General features: G+C 65.7%; 12 protein-coding genes. 4 read left to right on the forward strand and 8 right to left on the reverse strand.

Features of this window, described 5'->3' with window-relative positions; translation table 11 throughout:
• Positions 1–6 precede the first annotated feature (6 nt).
• From GMOLON4_RS05885 to GMOLON4_RS05900, 4 genes are read right to left on the reverse strand one after another with little or no spacing between them, the layout of a single operon-like run.
• Positions 7–2,319: a 3'-5' exonuclease gene (locus GMOLON4_RS05885; protein WP_026935553.1), complete on the reverse strand. Its 2,313-nt coding sequence runs from the start codon at positions 2,317–2,319 to the stop codon at positions 7–9.
• Positions 2,319–9,056, reverse strand: a complete 6,738-nt coding sequence (locus GMOLON4_RS05890; protein ID WP_051265753.1) for a DEAD/DEAH box helicase — start codon at positions 9,054–9,056, stop codon at positions 2,319–2,321. The genes GMOLON4_RS05885 and GMOLON4_RS05890 overlap by 1 nt, the downstream gene beginning before the upstream one ends.
• A complete protein-coding gene (locus GMOLON4_RS05895; protein ID WP_051265750.1) occupies positions 9,056–13,978 on the reverse strand; it encodes a DNA methyltransferase in 4,923 nt (1,640 codons plus the stop codon). Before GMOLON4_RS05895 ends, GMOLON4_RS05890 begins: the two co-directional genes overlap by 1 nt.
• 1 nt (position 13,979) lies before the next feature.
• On the reverse strand, positions 13,980–17,096 hold the full coding sequence (locus GMOLON4_RS05900) for a helicase-related protein (protein ID WP_084147247.1): 3,117 nt from the start codon (positions 17,094–17,096) through the stop codon (positions 13,980–13,982).
• A 276-nt stretch (positions 17,097–17,372) separates the two neighbouring features.
• Between GMOLON4_RS05900 and GMOLON4_RS05905 the strand changes: the two genes are divergently transcribed.
• A complete protein-coding gene (locus tag GMOLON4_RS05905) occupies positions 17,373–19,346 on the forward strand; it encodes an HNH endonuclease (protein WP_026935552.1) in 1,974 nt (657 codons plus the stop codon).
• A gap of 352 nt (positions 19,347–19,698) precedes the next feature.
• Here the strand turns inward: GMOLON4_RS05905 and GMOLON4_RS05910 are convergent, their stop codons facing one another.
• Positions 19,699–19,962 carry a type II toxin-antitoxin system RelE family toxin gene (locus GMOLON4_RS05910; RefSeq protein ID WP_026935551.1) on the reverse strand — a complete coding sequence of 88 codons (264 nt, stop codon included), beginning with the start codon at positions 19,960–19,962 and terminating at the stop codon, positions 19,699–19,701.
• Entirely contained in the window at positions 19,959–20,246 is a 288-nt protein-coding gene (gene relB / locus GMOLON4_RS05915; protein ID WP_084147246.1) for a type II toxin-antitoxin system RelB family antitoxin, read from the reverse strand. The genes GMOLON4_RS05910 and relB overlap by 4 nt, the downstream gene beginning before the upstream one ends.
• Before the next feature lie 135 nt (positions 20,247–20,381).
• On the opposite strand from relB, the gene GMOLON4_RS05920 reads away from it, so the two are divergent.
• On the forward strand, positions 20,382–20,963 hold the full coding sequence (locus GMOLON4_RS05920) for a sugar O-acetyltransferase (RefSeq protein WP_026935550.1): 582 nt from the start codon (positions 20,382–20,384) through the stop codon (positions 20,961–20,963).
• 134 nt (positions 20,964–21,097) lie between these two features.
• On the opposite strand, the gene GMOLON4_RS05925 is transcribed toward GMOLON4_RS05920, so the two are convergent.
• Positions 21,098–22,576, reverse strand: coding sequence for an MFS transporter (locus tag GMOLON4_RS05925; protein ID WP_035731237.1), 1,479 nt, complete (start codon positions 22,574–22,576; stop codon positions 21,098–21,100).
• Between the two features lie 127 nt (positions 22,577–22,703).
• On the opposite strand from GMOLON4_RS05925, the gene GMOLON4_RS05930 reads away from it, so the two are divergent.
• Positions 22,704–23,138, forward strand: coding sequence for a septum formation family protein (locus GMOLON4_RS05930; protein WP_026935549.1), 435 nt, complete (start codon positions 22,704–22,706; stop codon positions 23,136–23,138).
• Positions 23,139–23,169: 31 nt separating this feature from the next.
• Positions 23,170–24,396 (forward strand): cobalamin-independent methionine synthase II family protein, encoded by a 1,227-nt coding sequence (locus GMOLON4_RS05935; protein ID WP_026935548.1) that lies wholly within the window; start codon positions 23,170–23,172, stop codon positions 24,394–24,396.
• A gap of 305 nt (positions 24,397–24,701) precedes the next feature.
• Here GMOLON4_RS05935 and aroQ read toward each other — a convergent pair whose 3' ends face one another.
• On the reverse strand, positions 24,702–25,154 hold the full coding sequence (gene aroQ, locus GMOLON4_RS05940) for a type II 3-dehydroquinate dehydratase (protein WP_026935547.1): 453 nt from the start codon (positions 25,152–25,154) through the stop codon (positions 24,702–24,704).
• Between the last annotated feature and the right edge of the window lie 122 nt (positions 25,155–25,276).

Here is a 25,276-nt window from a genome sequence, read left to right on the forward strand (position 1 = left end):
TGCGCATCAAGCGTCACCAAGCAACCCCGTAACTTCCCCCTCATACGTGACGACAAGCTCGTCGCGCGCCCGCGTCGCCGACACGTACAGCAGTGCCGCCTCGTGGCGACGGTGTTCATCCCGCACCGCCTCGGATGCACCGCGCAACGTCGCCGGGAACCGCCCCCGAGACATGTCGTACAGCAGCACCCGCGAGAACTCGTGGCCCTTCGACTGGTGCATCGTCATCGTCACGACCGAGCCCTTTACGCCCTCGCTCGAAGCCTGCACGAGCCGCGCCGGAATTCCGGCATCCGACAGGAACGTCGCGATCGACTGCGCATCGTTTCGCTTCCGCGCGAGCACCGCGATCGTCAGTGGGTCCACGCCGTCATCGATCCAGTGCCGCACTTCCGCCTGCACGACGTCGATCTGTGCGCCACCCGCCGGCGTCCCCACTAGCCTCGGCGCAGGCCCCCGCCGCGCAGACACGTAACCCGACGCATCCTCGAGGGTGCCCTCGCCGGTCTCCCAAGTCTCACCACGAAGCGCCTCAAGCGCGAAGTCGAGCGTCTCCTGCGTAGTCCGGTAGTTCAGTTTCAACCGCCGCGAACGGCCACGGAGATCAATCCCGACCCGCGCCATCCGCACCGGTCGACCGTAGATCCGCTGGTGCGCATCTTCAGCGATAAAGAGATCGTTGGCACCCGGCCGAGCCAGCGCCCGCAAGAACTGCCACTGCGGGGCGACGAGGTCCTGGCCCTCATCGACCAGCACGTGATCCGCCAGGCCGCCTTCCACGCCAGCCGCAGCAACCGCGCCAATTGCCGCGAGCTCCGGGAACGTCACCTCGCGGTCCACGCGCTCGCTCAGCCGATACTGCTCGATCGCATTCCACACATCGACCCGTTGCTTTCGCCCGAGCCGCACGCCGCTGCCGAGCCGAGAGGTTCGCAGGTAGTCGTCACGAGAGATGATTCGCTCACGCAGCACAATATCGAGGTACTCCTCGTCGAGAAAATCCGCGTCCGCGAGCGGGCCAAGCACGGCCTGCATGTTCTGCGCCACCGTCGCCCACTGCGTCGACTGCTTCGTGACAGGGTTCCGCCCCGCAATCGAAGATCCGATGACTTCGACGCTCGCCGCGTTGAACTGGCGCTTCCAACGCCGCTGCACCTCGGCCACGAGCTGATCGACGCCGCCGATGTAGATGCCCGCCTCGCCAAGCCTGTTCGCAAGCTTCAGCTTCGGGTCGAGCCGTTGGAGATCGCGGCTCAGCATCCGTGCGAGCGACCGCGTGAACGTCGTCAGCACGATCCGCGCATCCGGATTCGCAAGCGCGAGCCGCCGCGCGCGATGCAGCAGAATCACGGTCTTGCCAGTACCCGCGCCCCCGGTAAGGCGGAACGTCCCGGCGTAGTCGCGGTCAACGTAGTGCCGCTGGTCCGGGTGCAGAAACACCGTCCACGCGCCGAAGTCCTCGGCCTCGATCACGCGTCGCAGCTCATCCTGCCCCTCGACGTACGTGAACTGACGGCGAGCGGCCGGATGCTGGAAGCCACGCAGAATGCGCTCGTCCTCGGTCTGGACGTGGTCGGGCTCGGGGGTGGATGCGCGGGCTGGCTCGGCAGGTTCGTCGACGGCGTCACTTTCATCGATTTCGTCGACGGTGTCACTGTCATCGATGGGTTCGGTAATCTCCGCCAGGATGCCCTCGATCGGCTGCCCCTCGAGCATCGCGATCACCGCGAGCTCCTGCCAGGCATTGCCGAACGCATCGACCAGCTCGCTCAGCTCGGCCTCGTCGCGGGCCGCCATGAGGCGCTCGGCATCGGCCACCGAGAATCCGACGTCCTCGACGAGCCCCGCCAGGGTGTAGCCCTTGCGTTCGAGCACGGGGGTCACGATGAGCCCGGCCGCCGTCGCCTCGGCCGCCTTCTGCTGGGCCGCGGCGATCTCCTGCGCCTTCGCGACCACGTCGTCGACGTGCTGCGAGGCCTCTCCCGCGCCAACCTCGATGATCTCATTGACGCCATTAACCGGGTTCACCTGCAGCCTGCGGGTCTTCGCAATCTCGATCGCCTCGTCGTGCTCCCACACGCCGATGAACACGTACGTCACCTCACCGCCCGGCGGGTCGAGCCGGAACAGCACCGCGCGCAGGCCATCGTCGACGCGTCCGGTGCGCGCACGCGGATCGGCAGCGTTCACCATCGGCTCGATGTGCAGCCCCGGCGCGGTGTCGTCCTCGTAGAGCTTCGTCACGAAGTTGAACACCTTCGGCTTCACACTGCCGTCGATCTTGTTCGACTTCTGTTGCGCCCACACCACCTGCGGCATCACGCACCCCCTTGCTCGACCACAACGCGGTCGTTGAAGTAACCAATCACTCCGTCGGCGTCGCGCACGTCATACCCCGCGGAGGTCACTAGCTGCAATTCCTCATCACCCAGCTCCGGCGCAAACACGAGGTGCTCGTCCTTCCACAGCGCGAGCACCAGCACCCCCGCCGCGGCCTCATCGCCGACGACGGGCGGAGGCACGACGCCCGACTCGAGCAGCGGCGCAAGCGCCGTCTTCTCCTCGTCCAGGGCGTACTCGAGCGCATTGCTCCAGTCGGTCGCGAACACGATGTCCGCGCGGCCCCCCGGCCTGTCCTCGGCACCGGATGCGCGCCCCGCCGAAAGCGCAGGCTCCCGTTCATTTCCGGCAGAGCCCGTGGATGCGAACTCGGTCGCGCGCGGCACCTCAGCTTCCGACACAGCCCGCGCCGGCGCGGCACCCGCTGCCTCTCCCGCAACCACCGGTTCCCCGCTCAGCAGCGACCGCGTCGAAATCACGGTCTGCTCGGCGTCGAACCCGAGCACGTTGCCCCAGTGCAGGTACTCGCGCCACTGCTCACGGAACCCGACACTCGCAAGCGCATCGTTGCTGTCGTCGAGCACGAGTGCCGTTTCAAACACGGGCCCCGCCTTCACATACGCCGTCACCGCGACGAACGCACCGTCGCGGATCTGGGCGGACCCCCGGCCACCCGCGGGAAGCGGGCCGTCCAGCAGCGCGAGCGCCGCATCCGTCACCGACCTCCCGCCGAGGTCCGCGGCCGTATCGGGCCCAATCATGAGCGTCGGCAATGCCGGCAGGATGCGCGACCACGCCTCGCGGGCATGGCGCGGGTTCCGCATCCAGTCAAGGATGCGACGCATCGGGTTCTCGAAGAGCCGCTCGGTATCGCCCGCGTTCAGCCCAAGCAGAGCCCCGAGCTGGCCGAACGTCGGCCGGGACCGCGCCAACTCGGGCACCCGCGTCGGCACGCCCGCGAGGAAGTCCTGCACGTCGTCCCACGTGAGCGAGATCACCGAGACATCCGGCAGCGCCCGAATCTCTTCGCGCTTGCGGGCGTCTTCGGCGAGGCGATTCACTGCCTGCGTCGCATGGAACTGCATCCCGTCGAGGAAGACGGCGAGCTTCCCATCGGCGGCATTCTCGGATTCGAAGAAGAAGTCCGCGCGCGCATTCGCGATGTTCACCTCGGGCCGCACCGTCCGGCGCGGCTGGGAGGGCATCGTTACGGTGAGCGAGTTCCCGTAGGTTCCGGGCTGCTGCGTGACCGACGCGCCGAGCTCCTGCAGTCCAACGAGCAGCGCCTTGCGGAAGAGCTGCTCGAGCGCCGAGCCAGCCTCGACCTTTCCGGGGTCTTCCTCCACGACCTGCCACTTCGCGGCCCGCGAGGCAGCAGCATCCGCGGCATCCCGCCCCCACCCGAGCAGCTGCCGCAGCACGCGCACGGCGGTCTCGCGCCACACCGACTTCGTCGCCCCCGGGGGCGCGAACGGCAGCAGGCAGCGGTGGCAGGCCGAGCGACGCTCGTCGGCACACGGGCACGCCTCGACCACATCCAGCGCGGCCAACAGGATGCGCTCGAGCCCGTCACGCGTCGCGTGATCGGCGAGGTAGCCGGTGCCGCCGGGCACGCGGTCGTGCACGAGCAGGCTATCGAACGTCGCGGTGCCGAGGCCCGAGTGCGACACATCCTGCACCGCCGCGATGTCGAGGTGGCTCGGGTCGCCGCCGATCGTCTTGCGCAGGCCGAGCCGCAGCGCCGCGGCGAGCGACGGCAGCACGTAGGGGTCGCCAGCGGCCATCCCTTCGGGGAGCCGCACGAGCATCCCCTGTGTGGTGAGCGTGCGGCTGAGCGCGACGTTCACCGGATCCTCGTCGCGGTTCTTGCGGTGCGAGCACCACGGCCGGTGCTCGCGCCACGAGTTCTCGCCGGGCTGGGTGTCGAGCTGGCCGCACTCGCGACACACGCGAAACAGCGGCGCCTGCCGCTCGTTGCCGCCCAGGATGCGCTGCACCCCGCCGGCGCTCTCCCCCGAGCTGCCGAGGTTGAGGGTCCGCAGAGTCACCTCGCGCAGGTACTTCACCGCGATCCCCGTGTTCTCCTCGAACCACTGCGCGAGCACATTCTTCGGCTCGAAGTCGGCGAGCTCGACGCTCGTAAAGAAGCTCCGCACGCGGTCGTCGCTCGAGTCCGAGATGAGGTGCTCGTCGCGGCGCACCTGCGCCGACACCTTCTCGAGCTCGATCACATGCAGCCGCTGCCCCTTGTCCGCAAACGCGGCCTCGCCGCAGCGCGGGCAAGGCCCGATCGTGGTCGCGGTCGCCAGCCCATTGGATGCGGCGGTCAGGTCCTCGACGTATCCGCACCTCGGGCAGCAGGCCCAGTCGTGCACGGCCTCGCCGTTCGCGCCGGTTTCGACGCTGTCGATCTCGATCTCGAGCCCCTGCGCGTAGAACGTCGCGCCGGGCGCGAACTCGCGGATGGCGTTCCTCGCGTCCCGCGAGTAGGTGAAGGAGTCGGCATGGAACTCCTGCGTGTCAGCATCGATCCAGCTCACCCCGACGTCGAGGGTCACCGAGTCGTCGAGCAGCGTGTAGTTGGGCAGGATTCCTGCACGCTCGAGCGCGCTGACCCAGTGCATCCCCTCGAGGTCCTGCCGCGTGCGCGCGAGCATCCGCATCGTCGCCTTCGCCGCGCGCAGCTCGTCCTTGTCTTCCTCGGTCGGGGCGGGCCCGTCGACCTTGTCCTGCAGCTCCGCGATCGCCTTCGTGGTCGCGTTCAGGCGGTGGCTGAGCCCTTCGAGCTCGCTCGCAAAGCGGCGGGATGCGCTGCTCAGGTCCTCGTGAACGGGAACCATCCCGCGCTCGTCGGGTTGCAACCAGTCCCGCAGGCTCTGGATGCTGTCCTCGCGCAGCCCGCGCTGGCTGAGTACCCCGGGGCATTCCTCAACAACCCCAAAACTCCTCAAGAACCGCTCGAGCAGTTCCTCCCCGCGGGTCGAAATCTCCTCGCGGATATCCCCGAGCGGCGTGCCCGGCCCATCGGTGAGCAGCACATCCTTCGCCAGACGAACCGCCTGCTGCCCACCATCTGCGGCGACCTGGTCGAAGACCGCGGCGAGGAACTGCCGCTTCAGGATCTCCCCCGCGTCGAGGTAGGTCGCAGGCGGCGTCACCTCGCCGTCGATCAGCTCGAGCGGGTCCTGATACCACGCGAGCTGGTCGTGCCGCCCGGGTACGAACGCCAGTGCCAGCGCGCTACCGCTCAGTCGCCCGGCGCGGCCGACGCGCTGCACGTAGCTCGCGACGGTCTGCGGCAGCGACGCGAGCACGACGGTCGAGAGGTCGCCGATGTCGATTCCCATCTCGAGGGTGGGCGTCGCGACGAGCACGTTCGGCGCATCCGGCGCGGGGTCGGTGCTCTTGAACGCCCCCTCGTACGCCAACCGCACATCGTCCGGCAGCAGGCTCGTGTGCTCGCGCGCGACGACGCGGCGCATATCGGCCTCTTCGTACAGGCTGCGGTAGAAGTTCGGTTTCTTCAGCGCGTGGCGCTGCAGCGTGCCGCCCTCGCACTGCATCCCGGGGCATGGGCTGCCGGCGAGCTGGGCGACGGTCGTGGGGCTGCCCGCGGTGAGCGCACCGCAGCGGTCGCACTCGAGCATCGTGTTACCCGCCTCGCGGTCGGCGGCGGATGCGGGGCTCACCAGGATGCGGTCGGGCGTGATCCCGAAGGCGTGGCTCCCGCCGCCACGGGTGATCGGATAGGTATCGAGCAGCCCGCCCTCGGCGAGCGACTCGAACAGGCGCCGCGCGAGTCGACCGCCCGCGTCCTTCGGCACGCCGAAGAGTCGCGAGGTCCAACGCGCGTACCAGCCCTGCGGTGAGGCGAGGTCATCGAGTAGGAACTCGACCTTGCCCTGCTTGGGGTTCGCACCGACCCGCGCGAACGCGGGCGCGCTACGGCCGCGTGGGAATGCGGGCATGCCCTCGGCCTTCGGTCGGCCGCCCCACACGCGATAGCGCATACCGCTGTCGGCGATGTACGTCTTGAGCCACTGGTGATAGATGCCGCCGCGCGAACGCAGCTCCTCGAGCGTCCCGCGGGCCCACGCGACGAGCGTCGCTGGCGACACGACCCCGTCCGCGCCGAGCTCGGCGTCGAACTCGAAGCCGGTCACCGCATCCCGCGCGAGCCGCTCCAGCAGCGTCGCCGAGCCGGATACGACCTCGACGGTGACTGAGCCGGTGCGCTCGAGCGTGCGCGCGAACGACGACTGCAGCCCGAACTCGAGCTGCAGGTCGAACGCGAGGCGCTTCGCGACGCGCAGGCGCACGTTCACGTCGATGCTCGCGGCGTCCTCGGTATCCCAGAACGAGCGAAAGCTTTCGCGTTCCACGATGTCCGGCCCCAGCAGCCGGTACCGCTCCGAGCGGGTCTGCGCGCGGGCGACCAGCTCGGTCGAGAGCTCGTCGAGGGTGCGCGGCTGGTCGCCGAGCGCGCGGCGGATCGCGTTGCGCAGCCCAAACGTGTGCGCGCGGCTCTGCACGAAGCCGGCGCGGTGCGCGGCGTCCTGCACGCTGTCGGTGAAGACGAGTTCTTTCTTCTCGGCCTCGTCGAGATCCCCGTCGCCGAAGAGCGCGGTCGTGACGACCGAGAGCATGGTCGCGACTGCGGCACCCATGAAGCGGATGCCGTCGCGGCGACCGCAGGCGGGGCACGTCTGGCTGTTGGATTCCTTGCTCGCGTCTTCGCCGTCGAGCCAGCGCACGGGCAGGATGTTCGAGTCGGCCTGGCCGTGATCGCGCTCGTCGCCGGCGAGGTCGGGATGCGTCGCAAACACGCGACCGTTGGGCACGTCCCACCACCCGAAGCCGGGGACGGGTGCGTTGCTCGTGTAGTGCTGATCGGCCTCGCGGTCGGCGTAGATGAGCGCCCGGAACGTGCCGGTCCGCTTCACGGCCGTCTCGCGCGGGTTGACCTCTTTCTTCTCGAGGTCACGCCCCTCGCCGGTGCCCTTCGACGAGACGCCCCAGCCGCTGCGCCCACAGTGGCGGCAGTAGAGCGCCGGCCATGCGTCGCGGCCCTGCTCCGAGAATGCGTCGGCACCCTCTTCGACGATCGCCTCGCCGTCGTCGGTCCACCGGAATGCCACCGTTGGTCCGGCGACGCGATCGATGCGCGTGACCTCGCGGATCCACGCGTTCACGTCCACCGACGGTGCCGAGAACCCGACCGCCGCGCGCACCTGGCTAATCGCCGCGACGATCGCGTTGACGATGTCCGAGGCCGCATCGACTTCGACCGTCAGCGCATCGGCATGCAACTGCAGCACAAGCTCCTTCAGCGAAATGGGAGATGCGGTGTGGCGCAGAAGTTGTTGAACGGTGGGATGCACCCGCAACGCATCGTGCAACTCCTTGGCGCTCAAATCCGTTGGCCGAGTAGCCCGAACCTGGTCCGCTTGCCGAGTAGCCCGTTCCCCATCCGTTTGCCGAAGAGCCCGAAGGGCGTATCGAGGCCCCGCACCAGCTTCACCTTCCGCATAAAGCTGCGCCACAACCTCCCGAGCAATATCGAGCGGCCCATCCCCCGCACCCTCAACCGCGGCACGCATCGCCACAGCATCGATCGCTTCCGTGCCGACGCCGCCAAACGTCCGAGCAATTCCAGCCGGAACCAGCTCGGCAGCCCCAGCCCACTCCTCGACCGAGTGCCGCGTCTCCGACACGACACTCGACGCATCGAACCCGCCGCCAAACACGGTATTCGCGAAATCGACCATCACCATCGGATCATCGCCACCAAGCGTCGCCGACGTCGCGACGGGCGTGATCTTTCCGAGCGGCGCAGCTTCCGCCGCGTCATCGATCCCGAAGGCCTTGCGCGCCGCCGGGTTTGTGGGCCAGTTGCGCTTGAGTGCGAGCCCGAGCCGACGCAGCAGCATCGCGACGTCGGTACCCTGCGCGCCGTCGTAGGTGTGGAATTCGTCGAGCACGAGGTATTGCAGGCTCGTCGCGCTCTGCTTCCACAGCGACTGGTCGTCGGGGCGCAGCAGCAGCTGGTCGAGCATCTTGTAGTTGGTGAGCAGGATGTCGGGCGCCTTTGCCCGCATCACGCCGCGATCGGTGATGAGCCCGTCTTTGTTTACCTTCGAGGGCTTGGCGCCCTGCTCGCCGATGTACAGCCCGGCCGAGATTCCCGCCAGCTGCGGATCCTCGGTAATCAGTTTCGCGAGTCGTCGCGCCTGGTCATTCGCCAGCGCGTTCATCGGGTACAGGATGAGCGCCTTGAGCCCCGATTCCCCCGCCTTCTGCGCCCGCAGCACGTGATCGATGATCGGAAACAAAAACGCCTCGGTCTTACCCGACCCGGTCCCGGTAGTAACGAGCGTCGGCAGGGGCCCAGACCGCTCATTGAGTAGCGCGGAGCGCGTATCGAAATGAGCCTTACGTGCAGACGACAGCCGTTCAAACGCCGCCAACTGATGCCCGTGTGGTGGATACGCCGCCCCGTACCATTCGAGCACCGCATGCGCGTCGCGCTCGGCAGCCTTGAATGGCATCCGCGTGCGGATATACGGCCCCCGAAAGATCCCGGTCCGCTCATCCGAGAGGAACAGATCGAGCTCTTTCGCCACCTCGCGGTCGGCAAGCGCAAACGTCGTGTCGAGGTAGTCGCTGATCGACTGCCGGAACCGACCGACCTGCAGCGAGGGCAGCAGCGCGACCACTACCGCACCGCCTCGCGCTGCGCGGCCTCGTCAGTGCTGCCTCGCAGCGACGACCCGGCCGAATCCGAAGTCTCGTTCTCCGTAAACTTCCGCTCGAAGTATGCGTACGCCTCGCGCATCTCGGCCTCGCGGTCGAGCGTGCGGAACGGCAACTCGTACTGCGTCGGATTCCCCGCCGCGTTCTCGATGAAGAGTTCGTCAGGCGTCATGTCGACGTCGACGAGGACGCCGGGCGTGAGGTCGCCGCCGCGCTTGCGCCACTCGCGCACGAGGTGCACGGGCACTTCGCGACCGTTCATGTCATAGACGTACTTGTTCTTGTCGTAACCGTAGAGCACCGGGAACTGCGTACGGTAGATCGTGCAGAGCTCGTCGGCGGTAATGCCGAGGCTCAGCGCAACGATCGCGTCGATCTCGAGGAGCGCCTGGCGGCGTTCGGCGTCGAGCCGGAGAGGGACGGTGTCGTCCCATCTGCCCGGGAATGCGGCTTCGAGTGGTTTCGCGTCCTCCCACCATGGCGTCACCGCCCACTCGCGTGGTTCATCGCATTCTCGATATAGCTCGCTGTATTCGTACGTGAGGGCGGTGAGTCGACCAGTTCGCCACACAAGGTCCGCCCTGAGTGCTCTGAGCTCCGGGACAGAAAGCCGGCCGACAGTTGCGGCAGTGATCGTTGACTTCGGTACCAGTCGAAGCTGCATATCCGAGATCAGGGAGGAAAACACTCCACCGAGTTCGATGAGCCGGGACGAGGAATTTGAATCCGGATCGCCGATTGAGGTCACCGCGTTGATATGTGCGGTTCCGGGCGGAACAACTGCACCAATGAGCGTGCGTTCTCCAGTGTTCGCCGCCATGTTTCGCCACGCAAAGCGGAAGTATTCCCGCGCGCTCTTCTCGCCCCAGTGCGTGTACTGCGCGTCGTAGGCGGCGTCGCGGTACGGCTTGTACGAGGTCACCGGCAGCGCGTCGGGCGCGAGCGTTTCGAGGTCGACGCGCGTCCAATCCTGATTGTGCTTCATCGTCTCGTTCGGCGACTTGAAGAACGGGTGCGCGACGTGGAGGTGCACTCCCTGCAGAATCACATCGTCCCACGATGCGGCGGGACCCCAAGCGACGTCGAAGCGACCCTTCTGTCGGTCAGTCGTTTCGTTCCATCCTGTGGAAGACTCCAACCCAAGCGAACCAAGTCTCGGCTGCTCGACGAGCTTCTCAAGAACACCTTGCAGACTCGAAGTCACGGTGTAGACCATTGACGTCTCGACAGCAGGTACATCGAGGTCTCCTAAGAAATCCCGCCAAGAAGACAGAACATCGAAATCTACATTCGTGATCCGCGAAGCGTGCGGCCGCAAATCCCATCGACCTTCTTCATTCTTGATTCCTGGTTCGTCGCCTTCCCCGTTATGGATAAGTGATCCTTCAACGCTTTCCGGATGATAAAGGGATACAGCATTACGAAACTGAACGTCTTGCGTATGCCCATAGACGTGGATGCCGTATACAACCTGGTCGTCAATTTCTCCAAACAGCATCAGTTCATTCTTGAATTGCCAATGGCGTCGCAAGCGTACATAGACCGACCGTCGAAATGACCCACCTTTTGCATCGGTAAAGTGCGTATCTGGGTGAATCAATGAAGTCATGCCCGGATCCGAGCTGTGCCGCCACGTCGCCACCATGAAGCACCGATACAGATCAGGGGTCATTCCGGACAAGCTCGCATACTCGTTTCGACTGCCCACAAACGCAGCCGTTGAAAGCACGTCGCTCAATCCGTCGGCCACCAATTCAGGCATCCCGGGCAGGCTCAGCGCATCACCTCGATGAATGGCCTTCTGTTGCTGTGTCGCCTTGGGGTTCAACTGCCACCAAGGATCAGCTTCGGCATAGAGTGCCTCAATATCGGTCTGCGGACGCACCCACGGCGGGTTCCCCACCTGCAGGTCGAAGCCGCCGCGATTCGCCATGACCGACGCGAAGTCGAGATCCCAGTGGAAGAAACCCTGCGCATCCGCCACCGACCGCGCCGTGCGCAGCCACGGGTGATCGCGCAGTACGTCGTCCATCGGCATCGCGTTCGCGTAGCCGAGGTCGAGGTCCTCCGACTCCCCCAACCCTTCCCAGTTGGTGCCGATCAGGAAACCGGTCTGGCCCGCATCCTTCGCCCTTGTATTGGCCTCGAGGTGGACGCCGAGGATGTCCTTCAGCGCATCCAGCCACTGCTCGAATGTCGGCGGCACGTCGTTGCGGTCGCCGATCGGCACGGGCCAGAACCACAGCGCGCACCATGCGTTCATCACGAGCCGCAGGCGCTGATACGCGCCGTTCGGGTCGGCGAGCTTCCGTTCGATCTCCTCGCGACTGACTGAACCCGACGCATCCCGCTCGGCGTCGTGGCCGAAGATATCGATCGGGCGGCGGGCCTCGCGCTCGGCGATCTCGAGGCGACGCACCACGAACTGCCAGAGCCGCTCGACGCGCAGCGAGAGGTTCTGCAGCTGCTTGATCTGCGGGTTGGTGGGCTGCTTCGTCACCGTCTTGCGCCAGTCGCGCAACGCCTTCGCGCCCTCGGGCGAGAGGTACTTGACCTCTTTATTGTCGGCCGCCGCGGCCCAGCCCTCGGCGGGCAGCAGGAAGTGGAAGATCTTGCCGCTCGTCGCGGTGGCGAAGCGGTCGTCGCGGAGGTCGTCGGCGAGGGTTCTCGCCGAGATCTCGGTCGGCTCGGTTTTGAGCCAGCCACGCTTCTTGAGGTTGTCGGTGCTGTACATCGCGCGGCGGGCACCGATGAGCGAGTTCCCGCGGCGCAGGTGCAGGCCGAACCACGGCGCATCCAGACCCTTGAGCATCGTATCGAGCCACAGCGAAATCTCGGCAAGCTCGACCGCCGTCGCGTTGAGGTCGACGCCATACACCTGGTGCAGCGCGATGTGCGCCTTCACGCGCTGCAGCTCCTGCGGGTAACGCTCCGGGTCGATCGTCGTTCCGGTCTCTTGCTGCTTGCGCTTGAGGTACTCGGCGGCGAGCTGACGCGTCGCCTCGATCGCGAACGCGCCCGAGCCGAGCGCGGGCTCGCACACGGTGAGCTGCAGGATCTCGTCGGCCGGCGTAGTGGTGTCGTTCTGGTCGAGCAGCTCGGCGAGCGCCTGCGACACCGTGAACTTCGTGAGCACCTCGGGCGTGTAATACGACGCCGACTGCTGCCGCGCCCGGCCCGAGAGCCGGTACACGAACGTGCCGCGACGGTGCAGCACCTTCTCGGGTGCGCCGGTGAGCTCGTTCTCGGTCATCACGAAGTCGCTGTCGCTGAGGTGCCCGGCGCGGGCGACCGGCACAACCCACGAGCCCTTCGACGAGTCACCGTTCTTCGCGACCTCGTACAGGTCGTCCTCGGCGAAGAAGCCCGTGTACGACATGAGGCCCTCGTACACGGCGCCGAGCTGGTTGATGCCGAGATCGGCGTAGCTGATGAAGCCCCGATCCTGATTCTTCTGCTTCTTCGAGAGCAGCAGGCGGGCGAGGATGCGCGTCATCGCCCCGTCGCCGAGGCCCACCTCGCTGATGAGAGCGATCGCCTCGGGGCGGAAGAGGTCGGCGCGGAGGCTGTGGAAGGTGAGGCCTTCGGTTGTGGTTGCGTCTCGATACGCTTCGCTACTCGACGATCCTTGGCCGTGACCCTGGTCGACGAGGCGGAACAGCACATCCAGCGACTCGTAGACGTGCGTTGCCTCGCGGGCGCGCGTCGACTCGAGCTCGACGAGCGCGAGATCGCGCAGCCGGTCGACGCTGTAGCCCTCGCCATACTCGGGCGAACCGACCGGCAGCACCTCGAGCTCGGGCGAGGCCTCGGCGTAAAGCAGGAACAGGATGCGGTAAAGGTACCGCAGCGCTTGCACCGCGAGGGGCTGCGCCTGATCTTGTGGGAGCGGTGGGAGGTTTTGGTCGCGACGGCGGCGCACGACCTCGTTCGCGATGTCTTCGATCGAGAGCCGGACTCCTTCGCGGAGGTCCTCGGAGACGCCGACGGCGTGCTTCTTCGAGGCCTCGATGACCTCGGTCCACCACGGCGTGCCGGAGTTCTCGATGCCCGCGGGTTCGAAGCCCTCGACGGCGATCGCGGCAATCGCCTTGTCGAGCTCGCCAGCCTGCTTCGTGTCGTTGCGCTCGACGACAAGCTGCAGGTCGATCGCCAGGTAGCGGCCCTCGGGCCAGCGCTCGCGATCGGTGAGCAGCAGCCACGAACCCGCGAACACGAGGGCGTAGGGCACCTCGTTCACTTGGAAGATGCGCGAGAGCAGCCGCGGCACCGCGGTGATCGGGTGATTCTCGTCGTCCTCGGGGATGTAAGGCTCCGTGAGTGCGTGCTGGTCCGCGCCTGCCGAGCCGTTCGTTATGGCCCCGTTCGTGCCGTTGACCTTGCGGAGCAGCTCATCGACCGACTCGGCCGGCAGCGCCTCGATGATCGCGAGGAAGGGCGTGTCGACGCCGTCCTCGTGCAGCCAGCGCACCGGGCCCTCGCGGCGCTGCTCGACAAAGCCGGCGTTGACGCCGATCGCGGTGGCGAGGGTTTCGTAGAGGAGGTCGTCGAGTTGTTGGGTTGCGTCGGGGGCCTCGATACGCGACTTTGGCGCTACTCGGCCATCGTGGGTAGCCTTCGGCGCCACGCGGCTCTCGTCGGTCGACTGCATCCAGGAGGCGCTGCCGTCGGCCGCGAGCTGGCCGAGGGTGCTGTAGCCCTCGACGAGCTTGCCGCGCTGCGACTTGAAGCGGCTGCGCGCAGACTCGTGGCCCTCATCCTCGATCGACTTCCAGCGCTTGTGGCGGCGCTGCACCTCCGCCTTGAAAGACTCGGACTTCGCGTCGGTCGTGAAGAAGTGCTCGCTGAGCCAGCTCTCGCCGATGATCATTGCGTCGTCTGCCATGTCAGCGCGCCTCCTCGTTTTCTTCGTTCGCGTTTCGATACGCCGCTTCGCGGCTACTCAACGAGCCTTCGCTACTCAACGGGCCGCTCGAGCCGACGGGCCAGTCGACGGGGACGACCACGAGCAACGGGCGCACCGAGAGGTGGTGCGGGCGCATCGACTCGGCGAGCTGCGCCTCCTCGCTGATCTCCGACTTACGCTCGCGAAGCACGCGACGCTGGGCCAGCGCATCCGCATCCTGCTCCCACTCAGCCACGCGCTCGAGCCAGCGTTGCACCCGCTCCTCCACCGCATCCGCGATGCCCTGGAAGTGGCCGCGCGCGTATACCTCGCTCTGGTCGACCGCGGCGGTGATGAGGCCCTCGAGCGGGGCCGTGTCGACCGCGCCCGGGTTCACGAGCTGGTTCTCGGCGGTGAGCCCGAGGGTGGACAGCGCGGCATTGGCTTCCGGATGCACGCCCGTGATGAGCATGCTTGAGTCGTCGCCGAACTGCGTCTGCGTGAGGTGCATCGCGGCGACCGTGCGCGCTTGCCGATCCGAGATCGTCGCGAGGAGGTACACCGTGGGCTCGTCGACGTTGCCGCGCACCGCAAACACCTCGTTGCGTCCGAGGCTCGTGAGGGTCTTATCGGCGACCCAGTCGAGCATCGGATGCAGTGGGCCAAGATAGTGCTCGGCTGGCCAGAGCGACGGTGAGGTCACCGAGTTCTGCGCGTCGTTCAGCGACCGCTTCGCGACGTCCTTCGACGTGGTCGTCGTGAACTGCTCGGTGACGTGGCGCTCGGCGAGGTACGACTGCGGCAGCACCCGCAGCCGATGATTCAGATCGCGCGGCGGGGTGAGCGCCATCGTAAAATTGGTCGTGCTCTCGCGGAAACCGACCCCGTTGTGCTCGAGGCTCTCGCCCGGGACGGGATAGGCCGTCTCGAGGCCCGTGCGAAGGAACTCGCCGCTGTCGCGGAAGAGCCCCGGGGCGGGGATGTCGTCGGTGCGCGCCTGCGCATCCTGGCCGACTGTCCACTGGCCGTGTACAGCCTGCGTGTCTTGGGTCTCACCGACTTGGCCCGACGCATCCGTGCCGGGCCCTGCATCCTGTGGCCCTGCATCCTGTGCCTCTGCAACCTGCCCCTTGCCGCAGTTCGCGACGTCGACGAGGAACGCGAGGAAGGGGTCGTCGACATCGTCGCTTGCGAGAACCTCTTCCGGCGAGGCGACGACGTCGTCGAGCGACTTCGTGCCGCTCAGCACGCTGCGGATCTCGTCTTCTTCCGCCTTGGCGTTGTACTTGCCCATGAGCGACGCCGTGTCGCCGAGGGCGCGGTGAGCCTCATCCTCGCGCTCGATGAGCCGCGCGAGCACGTTCGCGTCGCCTTTGAAAAGCTCGTTGTCAAAGTCGAGTAGGAGCGTCGTAATCTGCGGCGGGGTGCGCTGACCGTAGCGGTCGATGCGGCCGTTGCGCTGCTCGATGCGGATAAGGCTCCACGGAATGTCGAAGTGGATGAGCTCGTGGCACTGCGAGTGCAGGTTCACGCCCTCCGAGGCGACGTCGCCGGTGATGAGCACGCGCAGCTTCGAGGACGCCTTGCGGAATTCGTCCACAATCTCCTGCTGCTCTACGTCGCTGAGGCCGCCGTGCAGCACGCGAATCTCGTCTGCGCTCAGTTTGAATCGCTGCTTGAGTTCGTTGTGGAGCCAGTTCAGGGTCGCGACGCGCTCCGAGAACACGACCGCGCGCTGGTCCTTGTGGTGGCCGATGCCGATGCTCTCAAGGTAGGTCTCGAGTGCCGCGAGTTTCGCCGACCCCTCGGCCAGCGCATCCTGGGCGAGGGCGCCGAGCTCATCGAGGGCCCGCTTTTCGCGCTCCTCGGCCGGGCTGCGCCCGAGCCGCTTGCCGCGCTCGCGCACCGTCTCGGCGAGCGCGACCGGGGACGAGAGGAATGCCTTCGCGAGCGTCCACGGGAACAGGCCCTTGTTCTCGCCCGAGTAGGGGCTCGGTGCCTGTCCGCCTTGACCCTGTGGCTTGAGCCATGTGGTAGCGAGGTGTTCGGCGAGGCGGTTCTCGGCGTCGGTCGCGGGGATGCGCAGGTTCAGCGGCTCCTTGCGCTCGGCCCAGTCGGCCCCCACCTCGGTCCTCACCTCGGGGCTGTGGCGGTGGCGGCGGAGGACGAGTCGCTGGACTGCCTTGCGGTCGACGGTGCCGTCGGGTCGCACCGCGCTCGGCTCGAGCAGGCGGATGAGCTCGGCGAACGACTCTGCCTTGCCGTTGTGTGGGGTCGCCGACGCGAGGATCAGCGCGTGGGTGTTCGGCGCGAGCGTGTGCGCGAGGCGGTTGTTGAGTGTCGCGCCGGTGATGTTGTGCGACTCGTCGATGACCACCGCATCCCAGTGGAACTTCTGCAGGTGCGCGCGGTACTGATCCTGCTTGAGCGTGTCGATCGAGATGATCGCGCGCTTAAAGTAGCTGAATGGGTTTCGCGTTGCCGGGAGCTGTTGGCGAACTCGTTGCAGACCGATCGAATCGAGGCGCACGAACGGGAGCGCGAAGCGGGTCCAGAGCTCCCGCTGCATCTGCTCGAGGACGTGCTTCGGCGTGACGATCAGGATGCGCTCCCCCTCGCCGCGTCTGACCAGCTCGCTCAGGATCATGCCGATCTCGATCGTCTTGCCGAGACCCACCGCATCCGCGATGAGGAGGCGGGGCCTGAGTTGCTCTTGGTCGAAGGCGCGTTTGACCGCCGTGAGCTGGTATTGCAGCGGGTCGGCGAGCATGTGCGTGCTCACCGTGAGCCGTGGCTCGGATGTGGGGATCGGCTGTCGTCTTAGCGTTGCTTCGAGCCAGAGCCTGGCGGTGCGGTATTGCGAGGAATCGTCGCCGATGAGTTTCGCCTCGCGAGTATTGAGCGGGATGATCTCGTCGAGGTCGGTGTAGAACGCGCCCGTGGTATCTCTGACGAGTTCGGAGAGGCCGATGCAGCGGACGAGCGTGCCGGAGGTCGTCGGCTCGGTGTTCGTGACGAGCCACTCCGCGTCACGGACGATGACGACCTCGCCGGGGGCCAACTGCGTGGCTGCGTGTTTCGCATTGGTTGCAGTGTCGGCTTGAGCAGTCTGGGTCACGTCATCGGCTCTTTTCTGGACTGGGTGCGCTTCTGACTACTTTAGGCGGCAAATGTCGGGCGTTCGGCCAGTGGTCCGGGTTTTGGTGGTGGTGCCATCAATGTCGGTGGGTCGGGTGATGATTGCGAACCCGAATTTTCCTCGAGGGGATTCCGATAATTCGATCTTTTATTCGAGTTTACTTTCTGGCCAGCTTGTATTTTTGTTCGACATGCCTTACGCTTGAACTCGTAGGACGTGCCGTGCGGGTCAACTTCTACTCCATTGGAAATCACCATGAGCGTGTTCGAATCCAATACCGATGCCCACTCTGAATCCCCTTTCAGCCACGACGACAACACCTGTTCTGCCGCTGACTTCAGCGGAGATCAACCGGACTTAGCCGATGACCGTGCGCGGCTCATCGCATCCTTAGAGACGGTCCTAGCGACCTGGGACGGCCTGGTCGCAAGCACAGGACTCCCAGATGTCGGCCTCGACGGGCAGGCAATACCGTTCGAAGATCAGATCGAACCGCTGTCCGATCTGCAGCTACTGGGGCTGACGAAAGTTCTCGCGAACCACCAGCGGCAGCTCACTGCGATGCTGTCGATCACCGCCCGAGAAGTCAGCATTCGATCGAAACCCCACCTGGGAAGCGAACGCCTCGCGTTCCGACACGGGTACCGCAACGCCGCGCAATGCGTGGCAGTACAGCTCGGCGTTGACAGTCGCGAGGCGAACTCGCTCGTCCGCGTCGGGGAAGCCATCATCGGAGACCGCGGCCTGACCGGCGAACGCGTGCCAGCACGCGCCGAGCATGTCGCTGAGGCTATTCGAGGCGGGGAACTTGGTCTCGCACCAGCGAACGCGATCGTCGAGTTCAAACAGAAGCTAACGAAGCGGTCGAACGTGGCGAGCGGTGACCTGCTTATCGCGGAGCGCGATCTCGTCAAGGCCGCGGCGAACGGCATGCCAGTGAAAGACCTCGAGAAAATGATGGTGCGACTCGAGGGGTACTTGGACCCGGATGGCCTCGAGCCAAACCTGGAGGAACAGCGAAAGAAGCGCAGCCTCTCATTCCGCACCGACCCGACGAGCGGGCTGGTGCTGGTAAAAGGCTCGTTCGACCCGGTCTCCGGCGCCTACTTACAAACCGCGTTCGAGGCCTACACCACCGGAGTCCTGCGCGCCTCGCGTGGGTCCAACCAGCCCGTCAGCGAGAACTCGGCCGAGGCAGCAACTGCCTCGCATAACGGCGGGGCTCCAGACCAAACCGAGAGCCCCGCGGCGGGCCCACGGTTCCGCCCCACGGCCGAGTCGGTCTACCGGCAGGACAAGGTCGGGCTCGAAGAACGCACTATCCCGCAGATACAAGCCGACGCGTTCGTGGACTTCGCGAAGCACATCCTCGGTTGCGACCATTCCAAACTCCCCGGCTCGTCAACCTCGGTGATCGTCCGAATCGACAGCCGTGACCTCCAGCCTGAACACGTCGAGTGCGACACCGAAGCCAACGTCGGCGCGGCCGGGGCGAGTGGTGGGAGCGTCGGGACAGTCGGGAACGGCGGGACCGGCGGGACCGGCGGGACCGGCGGGACAGTTAGGAACGGCGGGACCGGCGGGACATTCAGGAACGGCGGGACCGGCAGGAGCGGTGGCAAGGTGCCCGCCGGCCAGACGAAGGGTAGTCAGGCGTCGACTGGGCGACCCTCGGGCGTGGCGATGCTCGACAATGGCACCGTGGTGAGCGCCACCACGGCTCGTAAACTGGCCGCCTCGGCGGGTCTGATCCCAATGGTGCTCGGCACCGACGGGGTCGTGCTCGACCTAGGACGAGAAGCTCGCCATTTCACGAGGTCGCAGCGACTCGCGCTCATTGAACGCGACGGCGGGTGCGCGTTCTGCGGGCTCCCGCCCGGCATGACCGAGGCCCACCACATCCGCTGGTGGACGGCCCACGAAGGTCCGACGGATCTCGACAACGGAATCCTGCTCTGCACCAGCTGCCACCATCGCATCCACGATGGCTGGGACATCAAGATCGTCCACGGCTCGAGCCGGGAAGGCGGCCAGAATTCTGGCACCGGCCTCGGCCGCGGCGGAACAGTCTGGTTCATCCCGCCCTCGTCGGTGGACCCGTGGCAAGAACCACGGCTGGGCGGTCGCAAACGATTCGATATTGCCTACCGCCTCGAGAACCCACCAATCGCTATCCCCGGTCGCGAAAGCGAAAGTTGGATCGACACCGATAAGCAGCTCGTCGCCTAACACAGAGTGCGGCGGGCTAGACGAGAGAGGTCGTTTATCAGCACCAATGAAGTGTGCCGCGCGCCAGTTGCAGGGAACGAGTGACTAGGCGCGACGCCGTTGCCCTCGAAGTCGTCGAGGTGTTAGGTGGTCTCGTCGACGCTGCGATTGCCCCAGAAAACCTGAGGCATCTCAAAGCCAGATCGATGAGATCTCCACGTATCGGAATTCCCCGAGAGACTCTCTCATATCTATAAATCCAGATATGCCTACGTTTTCGGGAAATGCGGACGTCGCGCACCGAGGAAAGGACGCAAGTAACGCTCCATCACACCTCACGGATATGGACACCCGCCGACGTCGGTCCGGGCAATCAGTCGTAAATACTGTCGCGCTTGCCGATTTCGACAGCGACAATCACGAGCTCTTGGTCTCGAATGTCGCAAATAACGCGATAGTCGCCGACGCGGTACCGCCAGAGCCCATCCAAGCTTCCGGTCAGCGCCTTGCCGCGATCGCGTGGGTCATCCAGAACACTGACCGCCCGGAGTGCTTTCAGGATGCGACGAGCTCTCCCGCGGTCGGCTTTGCGCAGCCACTTCGTCGCGTCCTCCGACAGCTCGAGTTTCCACCTCATTCTGCGTCGGGCAGATCATCGGGTTCGACAGGCTCACCAGCCAGACCAAACTCGCGCTCGACCTCTTCGAGTGAAACCGTTGCCTCACGGCCTTCTCGCAGATCAGTAACGCGAGCAACGATGCGTTGTTCCCATTCCAAGTTCGCGATTTCCCGCTCCAGTGCTTCACGCACGATATCGCCACGCGTACGTCGCGTCGCGTCGGCCAATGCATCGACACGGCCCCGCAAGTCTTCTGGGAGCCGCACAGAAAAGGGACGGCTCAAAGGGGATGCTGTGCTCATGTACACATTGTATTACACGCTGGTTTCTTTCGGTTGAAGGTCACGTCCTGGTTGGACACATGTTTGCGCTGAGGCATCCCCGCGACGTAGCGACGGTGGTCGCGCGGTTCAACTCCAGCAAATACTCTCGAGACCATGACCACCGAACGCGAGAAACTCGAGCAAGGCCTCTGGTACGACGCCAACTTCGACGCGGAGCTCCTAGCCGAACGTGAGCGCGCCGCCGACCGGTACTTCCAGTTCAATCAGACGCCCCCATCCGAAACCGAACAACGCGAAGCGCTGCTTGATCAGTTGCTGCCACGGCGTGGTGCGAACGTCAGCATTGTGGCGCCCTTCTACACCGACTACGGGTACAACTGCGTCATCGGCGACGGTAGCTTCCTCAACGTGGGCTGCTATCTGATGGACGGTGCACCGATCACGTTCGGCAAGAATTGCTTCATCGGCCCGAGCTGTGGCTTCTACACCGCGAATCATCCGCTCATTGCCGAAGAGCGGAACGCTGGGCTCGAGAAAGCGCAGCCGATCACGCTCGGCGACAACGTCTGGCTGGGCGGGAACGTCACTGTTCTGCCGGGCGTGACGATTGGTAGCGGGAGCGTGATTGGTGCCGGGAGCGTCGTGACGAAGGACATTCCGGCGGGCGTAATCGCTGTTGGGAATCCTTGTCGGGTCGTGAGAGAGATCGCTGAGGATGATCGGGTCGGCCGGTAGGTCGCTGGTCATTTCGATGTGCGCCTCCGGCGCTACTCATTGACCGGGTTCTACGCGCCTGCGGCCGAACTCGATGACGTACGCGAGCTGCAGCCCGGCGAGTAGCGGCGAAGCCGCGTATCGAACCACCGTAGCTACGCCGTGCCCTCGCGCTTTTCGCGTTGGTCGATGCGCCAGTCCATGAACGCGAGGGCGATCGCAACGACACCCAGTGCGATGACGAACGTGATCGCCGCCGATGCCGCGTCCCGATAGGTCGCGATCGTATTCGGGTCCGTCGGGTCCGGCACTCCCCCGACGAGCGGCAGCGAGGCCACGATCGAGAAGAAGATCGACGTCGCGATCGCGATACCCATAGCGTTACCGAGTCGCTGGCCAACCTGCATGAACGAGCCGCCCACTCCGGCCGACTCGAGCGGGACGTGTTTCATCGCGCGCATCTGGTTCGCCGACATCACGAGCCCCTGGCCGATGCCGCCAAAGCCCAAGACGATAGCGAGCCACATCGGGGTATCCGCCGGCCCCACGAACAGGACCACCAGCACGATCCCGAGGATGGCGATCCAAAAGACCACGAGCCCGGAGAGCACGAGGGTCGTCGCGTGCTGGAAGGTGTACCGGCCCGACACTGCTGCCGAGATGGCCGACGTGAAGGCAAACGGAATCGTCACCATGCCGACCACGACAGCTGCATGCCCGAGACCCTGCTGCTGATACAGCGTCAACACGAAGAACAGCGGCGGCATCATGCCGAACATCAGGGTCGTGATGAGCACGCCGTTGCGATACGACGGCCACCTAAACAGCCCAAAGTCGATCACGGGCGACTTCCCGGCCGCAACGTAACGCCGCTCCCACCACACGAACGCGACCCCAAGCACCGCCGCAACGAGCAGGAACCACCAGCGCGCCGGGTCATCCTCCTCGCCACCGCTCGTGAGCACGAACGGCAGCATGACGAAGAGAACGGTGCCTGCCATCAGCAGCGTGCCGATGAGATCGAGGTCCTTCGACGCCTGGTGCTTCTGCTTGCCCGGAATCAGCCAGATCGCGAACGGCAGGATGATTAGGGCAAGCGGGACGTTCATCCCGAACGTCCAACGCCAGCCGAGCTCCGCGCCGAGCCCACCGATAAACAGACCACCGATCGTCGGCCCGAAGGCCGTGCCGATGCCAATCGAAGCGCCAAAGATGCCGAAGGCCTGGCCGCGCTCCTGCCCCTGGAACAGGTTCTGGATGAGCCCGATCACCTGCGGCATCAGGATGCCCGCAGCCACACCCTGAATCAGCCTCGCGATGACGAGCTGGGTCGCGTCCGGTGCGAGCGCGCAGTACAAGCTCGCGGAGGCGAAGACCACAAGCCCGATGATGAACATCGCCTTGCGGTTCCAGATGTCGCCGAGACGACCCGACGGCACGAGCAGGATGCCGAACGCGAGGACGTATCCCGCCACGATCAGCTGCGCCTGCGAGGACGTGAGCCCGAGGGTCTCTTCCATCGGCGCGATCGTTACGTTGACCTTCACGAGGTCAAGAATCGTGGTGACCGCTACCGCAATGGTGACGATGAAGGCAGGCCAACGATTTGACTGAGTTGTGGAAGTAGTGGACACTGCGCCAGCATAGCGCCGACCAGGGACGTTCTGGGGTTTCGCGGCCGTTCGATACGCTGCCCTACTCACGGGTCGGAAGGATGCACTACTCACGAGGTGAGGCGGCACGGGTCGATAGGCTGGGCCAATGAAGAAATCGCTGCTTGCCCCGTGCATCCTTGCGACGGCGCTGGTGCTCACCGGATGCGCTGCCAACGACGAGGGGACGCGGACGGTTCCGCTCTTCGACGCCGAGGTCGGCGAGTGCTTCACAACGGATGACGAGCAGACCACCGCGTTCGTCGCGCCGTGCGAGGTGGAGCACACCTACGAGGTCGCCGAGGCCCACTTGGTCGAGGGCGAGACCTACCCCGGCGACGAGGCCATCCAGCAGCAGGCCGACCGGGTCTGCCCCGAGGCATTCTTGGCCTACACGGACGAGCCGGCCGCCGCATCCACCACGTGGACCTCGATGGCCTTCGCCCCCGGCGAGGCGGGCTGGACCGAGAGCAATAACCACAGCATCCTCTGCGTTGTGACGCCGCTTAACGGCGAACAGGCAACGGGTTCCGCAAAGCAGTAGCGTTGGATCGTATATCACCTGAAGGGACAACATGACGCAGCCAAATCGCGATCGGATTCAGACCACGCACGTGGGATCGCTCCCCCGCACCGAGCGCCTGCTCCAGACCAATAAGCGCCACCAGGATGGCGAGATCGGCTGGGACGAGTTCACCGGCACCCTGCACGAGGAGGTCGTGGGCGTCGTGAAGCGCCAGGCCGACATCGGCATCGACATCCTGAACGACGGCGAGTACGGACACGTCATGACCCAGTCGGTCGACTACGGCGGGTGGTGGAACTACTCGTTCAGCCGCCTCTCGGGCCTCACCCCTGGTGACCAGGACCGCTGGGCCGCGGATGCTGCTGCCGAGCCCATCCTCTCGGAACCCGGCAAGGTGCGCCTCGCATCCTTCGCCCACCGACGCGACCGCGCCAAGTTCCGCGACGCGTATCTCAACCCCGAGAACGGCGTGCTCGCTGGCCGCAAGCCGACGGTGCAGCCTTCCGTGACCGGCGAGGTCAAGTACATCGGTCAGGATGCGGTGGCCGCCGACGTCGCTGGCCTACGTTCCGCACTCGACGAGCTTGGTGCATCCAACGAGGGCTTCGTCGCCGCACTCTCCCCCGGCTCGGCGGCTCGCCTGCCGAACGAGTTCTACGAGACTGACGAGGAGCTCGTCTGGGCTTGCGCGGATGCGCTTCGCGACGAGTACCGCGCGATCGTGGATGCGGGATTCACGGTGCAGATCGATGACCCGTCGATCGCGGAGTCGTGGGACCAGGTAGTTCCCGAGCCCGCGGTGGAGGACTACCTCGCGTTCACACAGGTGCGCATCGACGCGCTGAACCACGCGCTCGAAGGCCTGCCCGAGGACAAGGTGCGCTTCCACCTCTGCTGGGGTTCGTGGCACGGCCCGCACACCACCGACATCGAGTTCAAGTACCTCGTCGAGCAGATGCTCGAGGTGCGTGCTGGCTCGTACTCGTTCGAGGCTGCCAACGTCCGCCACGCGCACGAGTGGAAGGTGTGGCAGGACGTCAAGCTGCCCGCGGGCAAGCTAATCGTGCCGGGTGTGGTCTCGCACTCGACGAACGTGGTCGAGCATCCTGAGCTCGTCGCCGACCGCATCGAGCAGTTCGCGTCGGTCGTAGGTGCCGAGAACGTCATCGCGTCGACCGACTGCGGCCTCGGCGGCCGCGTCCACCAGGACATCGCGTGGGCGAAGCTCGAGTCGCTGTCGGAGGGCGCGCGCATCGCATCCGAGCGACTCTTCTAGGCTGCTGCTGTTGTTGTTGCTGGCCCTGCGCACCCGTGGTGCGTGGGGCCAGCGTCGATTGTAGGCCCGCTTCTTGTCCGAGCCCGCGCATCCTGGCCGAGCCCGCGCATCCTGGCTGAGCCTGCGCATCCTGGCCGAGCCCGCGCATCCTTTTCTCCGCCCGCCCGAAGAAAATTGTGCACGTATGAGCGCGACACGCTCCGACACGCCGTCGACTCTGCACGTGCGTGCACAATTTTCCTAGCGGGCGGGGGATTGAACCGCCGAGCATCCACCGAAAGGTTCGGGAGTTCTGAATTGCACCCCTACGCCGAGTGCGTGGGCCGAAGGTGGCCCTCCAGCCACTCGAGGGCGAGCTCGTAGCCGAGCGTGCCCGCGCCCGCGATCACGACGTTCGCGATCGGCGATACGTACGAGTGGTGGCGGAACGGCTCGCGCGCGTGCACGTTCGAAATGTGCACCTCGACCGTCGGCCGCTCCGCATATTCAAGCGCGTCGTGGATCGCCACGGAAGTGTGCGTGTACGCGGCAGGATTGATCACGATGCCGGCCGCCTCGGTGCGGGCCCGCTGAATCATCTCGACGATCTCGCCCTCGTGATTCGATTGGAAGAACTCGATCCGCAGACCCAGCGCATCCGCTCGCCGCCGCACCCGCGCCTCGACGTCGGCGAGCGTTTCGCGGCCATAGACCTCGGGCTTACGCGTGCCGAGCGTGTTGAGGTTGGGGCCGTTGAGCACAAAGATCTTCGGATGCATGGTTCGATGCTAACCGCCGAGCCGCCCGTTGCTCGGCAAAAAGCCCGGCCTCGCCGTGAAAGCGGGGCCGGGCTTTTGCTGGATGCGCGGGGCTAGCTCCCGAGTGTGGCTAGCTCCCGAGC

This window comes from Gulosibacter molinativorax, assembly GCF_003010915.2.
Taxonomy (GTDB): domain Bacteria; phylum Actinomycetota; class Actinomycetes; order Actinomycetales; family Microbacteriaceae; genus Gulosibacter; species Gulosibacter molinativorax.

Bases quoted from the DNA above. Each gene is read 5' to 3' on its own strand.
- aroQ (WP_026935547.1), bottom strand. From the start codon at position 25,154: ATGCATCCGAAGATCTTTGTGCTCAACGGCCCCAACCTCAACACGCTC.
- GMOLON4_RS05895 (WP_051265750.1), bottom strand. From the start codon at position 13,978: ATGGCAGACGACGCAATGATCATCGGCGAGAGCTGGCTCAGCGAGCAC.
- GMOLON4_RS05905 (WP_026935552.1), top strand. From the start codon at position 17,373: ATGAGCGTGTTCGAATCCAATACCGATGCCCACTCTGAATCCCCTTTC.
- GMOLON4_RS05910 (WP_026935551.1), bottom strand. From the start codon at position 19,962: ATGAGGTGGAAACTCGAGCTGTCGGAGGACGCGACGAAGTGGCTGCGC.
- GMOLON4_RS05930 (WP_026935549.1), top strand. From the start codon at position 22,704: ATGAAGAAATCGCTGCTTGCCCCGTGCATCCTTGCGACGGCGCTGGTG.
- GMOLON4_RS05935 (WP_026935548.1), top strand. From the start codon at position 23,170: ATGACGCAGCCAAATCGCGATCGGATTCAGACCACGCACGTGGGATCG.
- GMOLON4_RS05920 (WP_026935550.1), top strand. From the start codon at position 20,382: ATGACCACCGAACGCGAGAAACTCGAGCAAGGCCTCTGGTACGACGCC.
- GMOLON4_RS05885 (WP_026935553.1), bottom strand. From the start codon at position 2,319: ATGCCGCAGGTGGTGTGGGCGCAACAGAAGTCGAACAAGATCGACGGC.
- relB (WP_084147246.1), bottom strand. From the start codon at position 20,246: ATGAGCACAGCATCCCCTTTGAGCCGTCCCTTTTCTGTGCGGCTCCCA.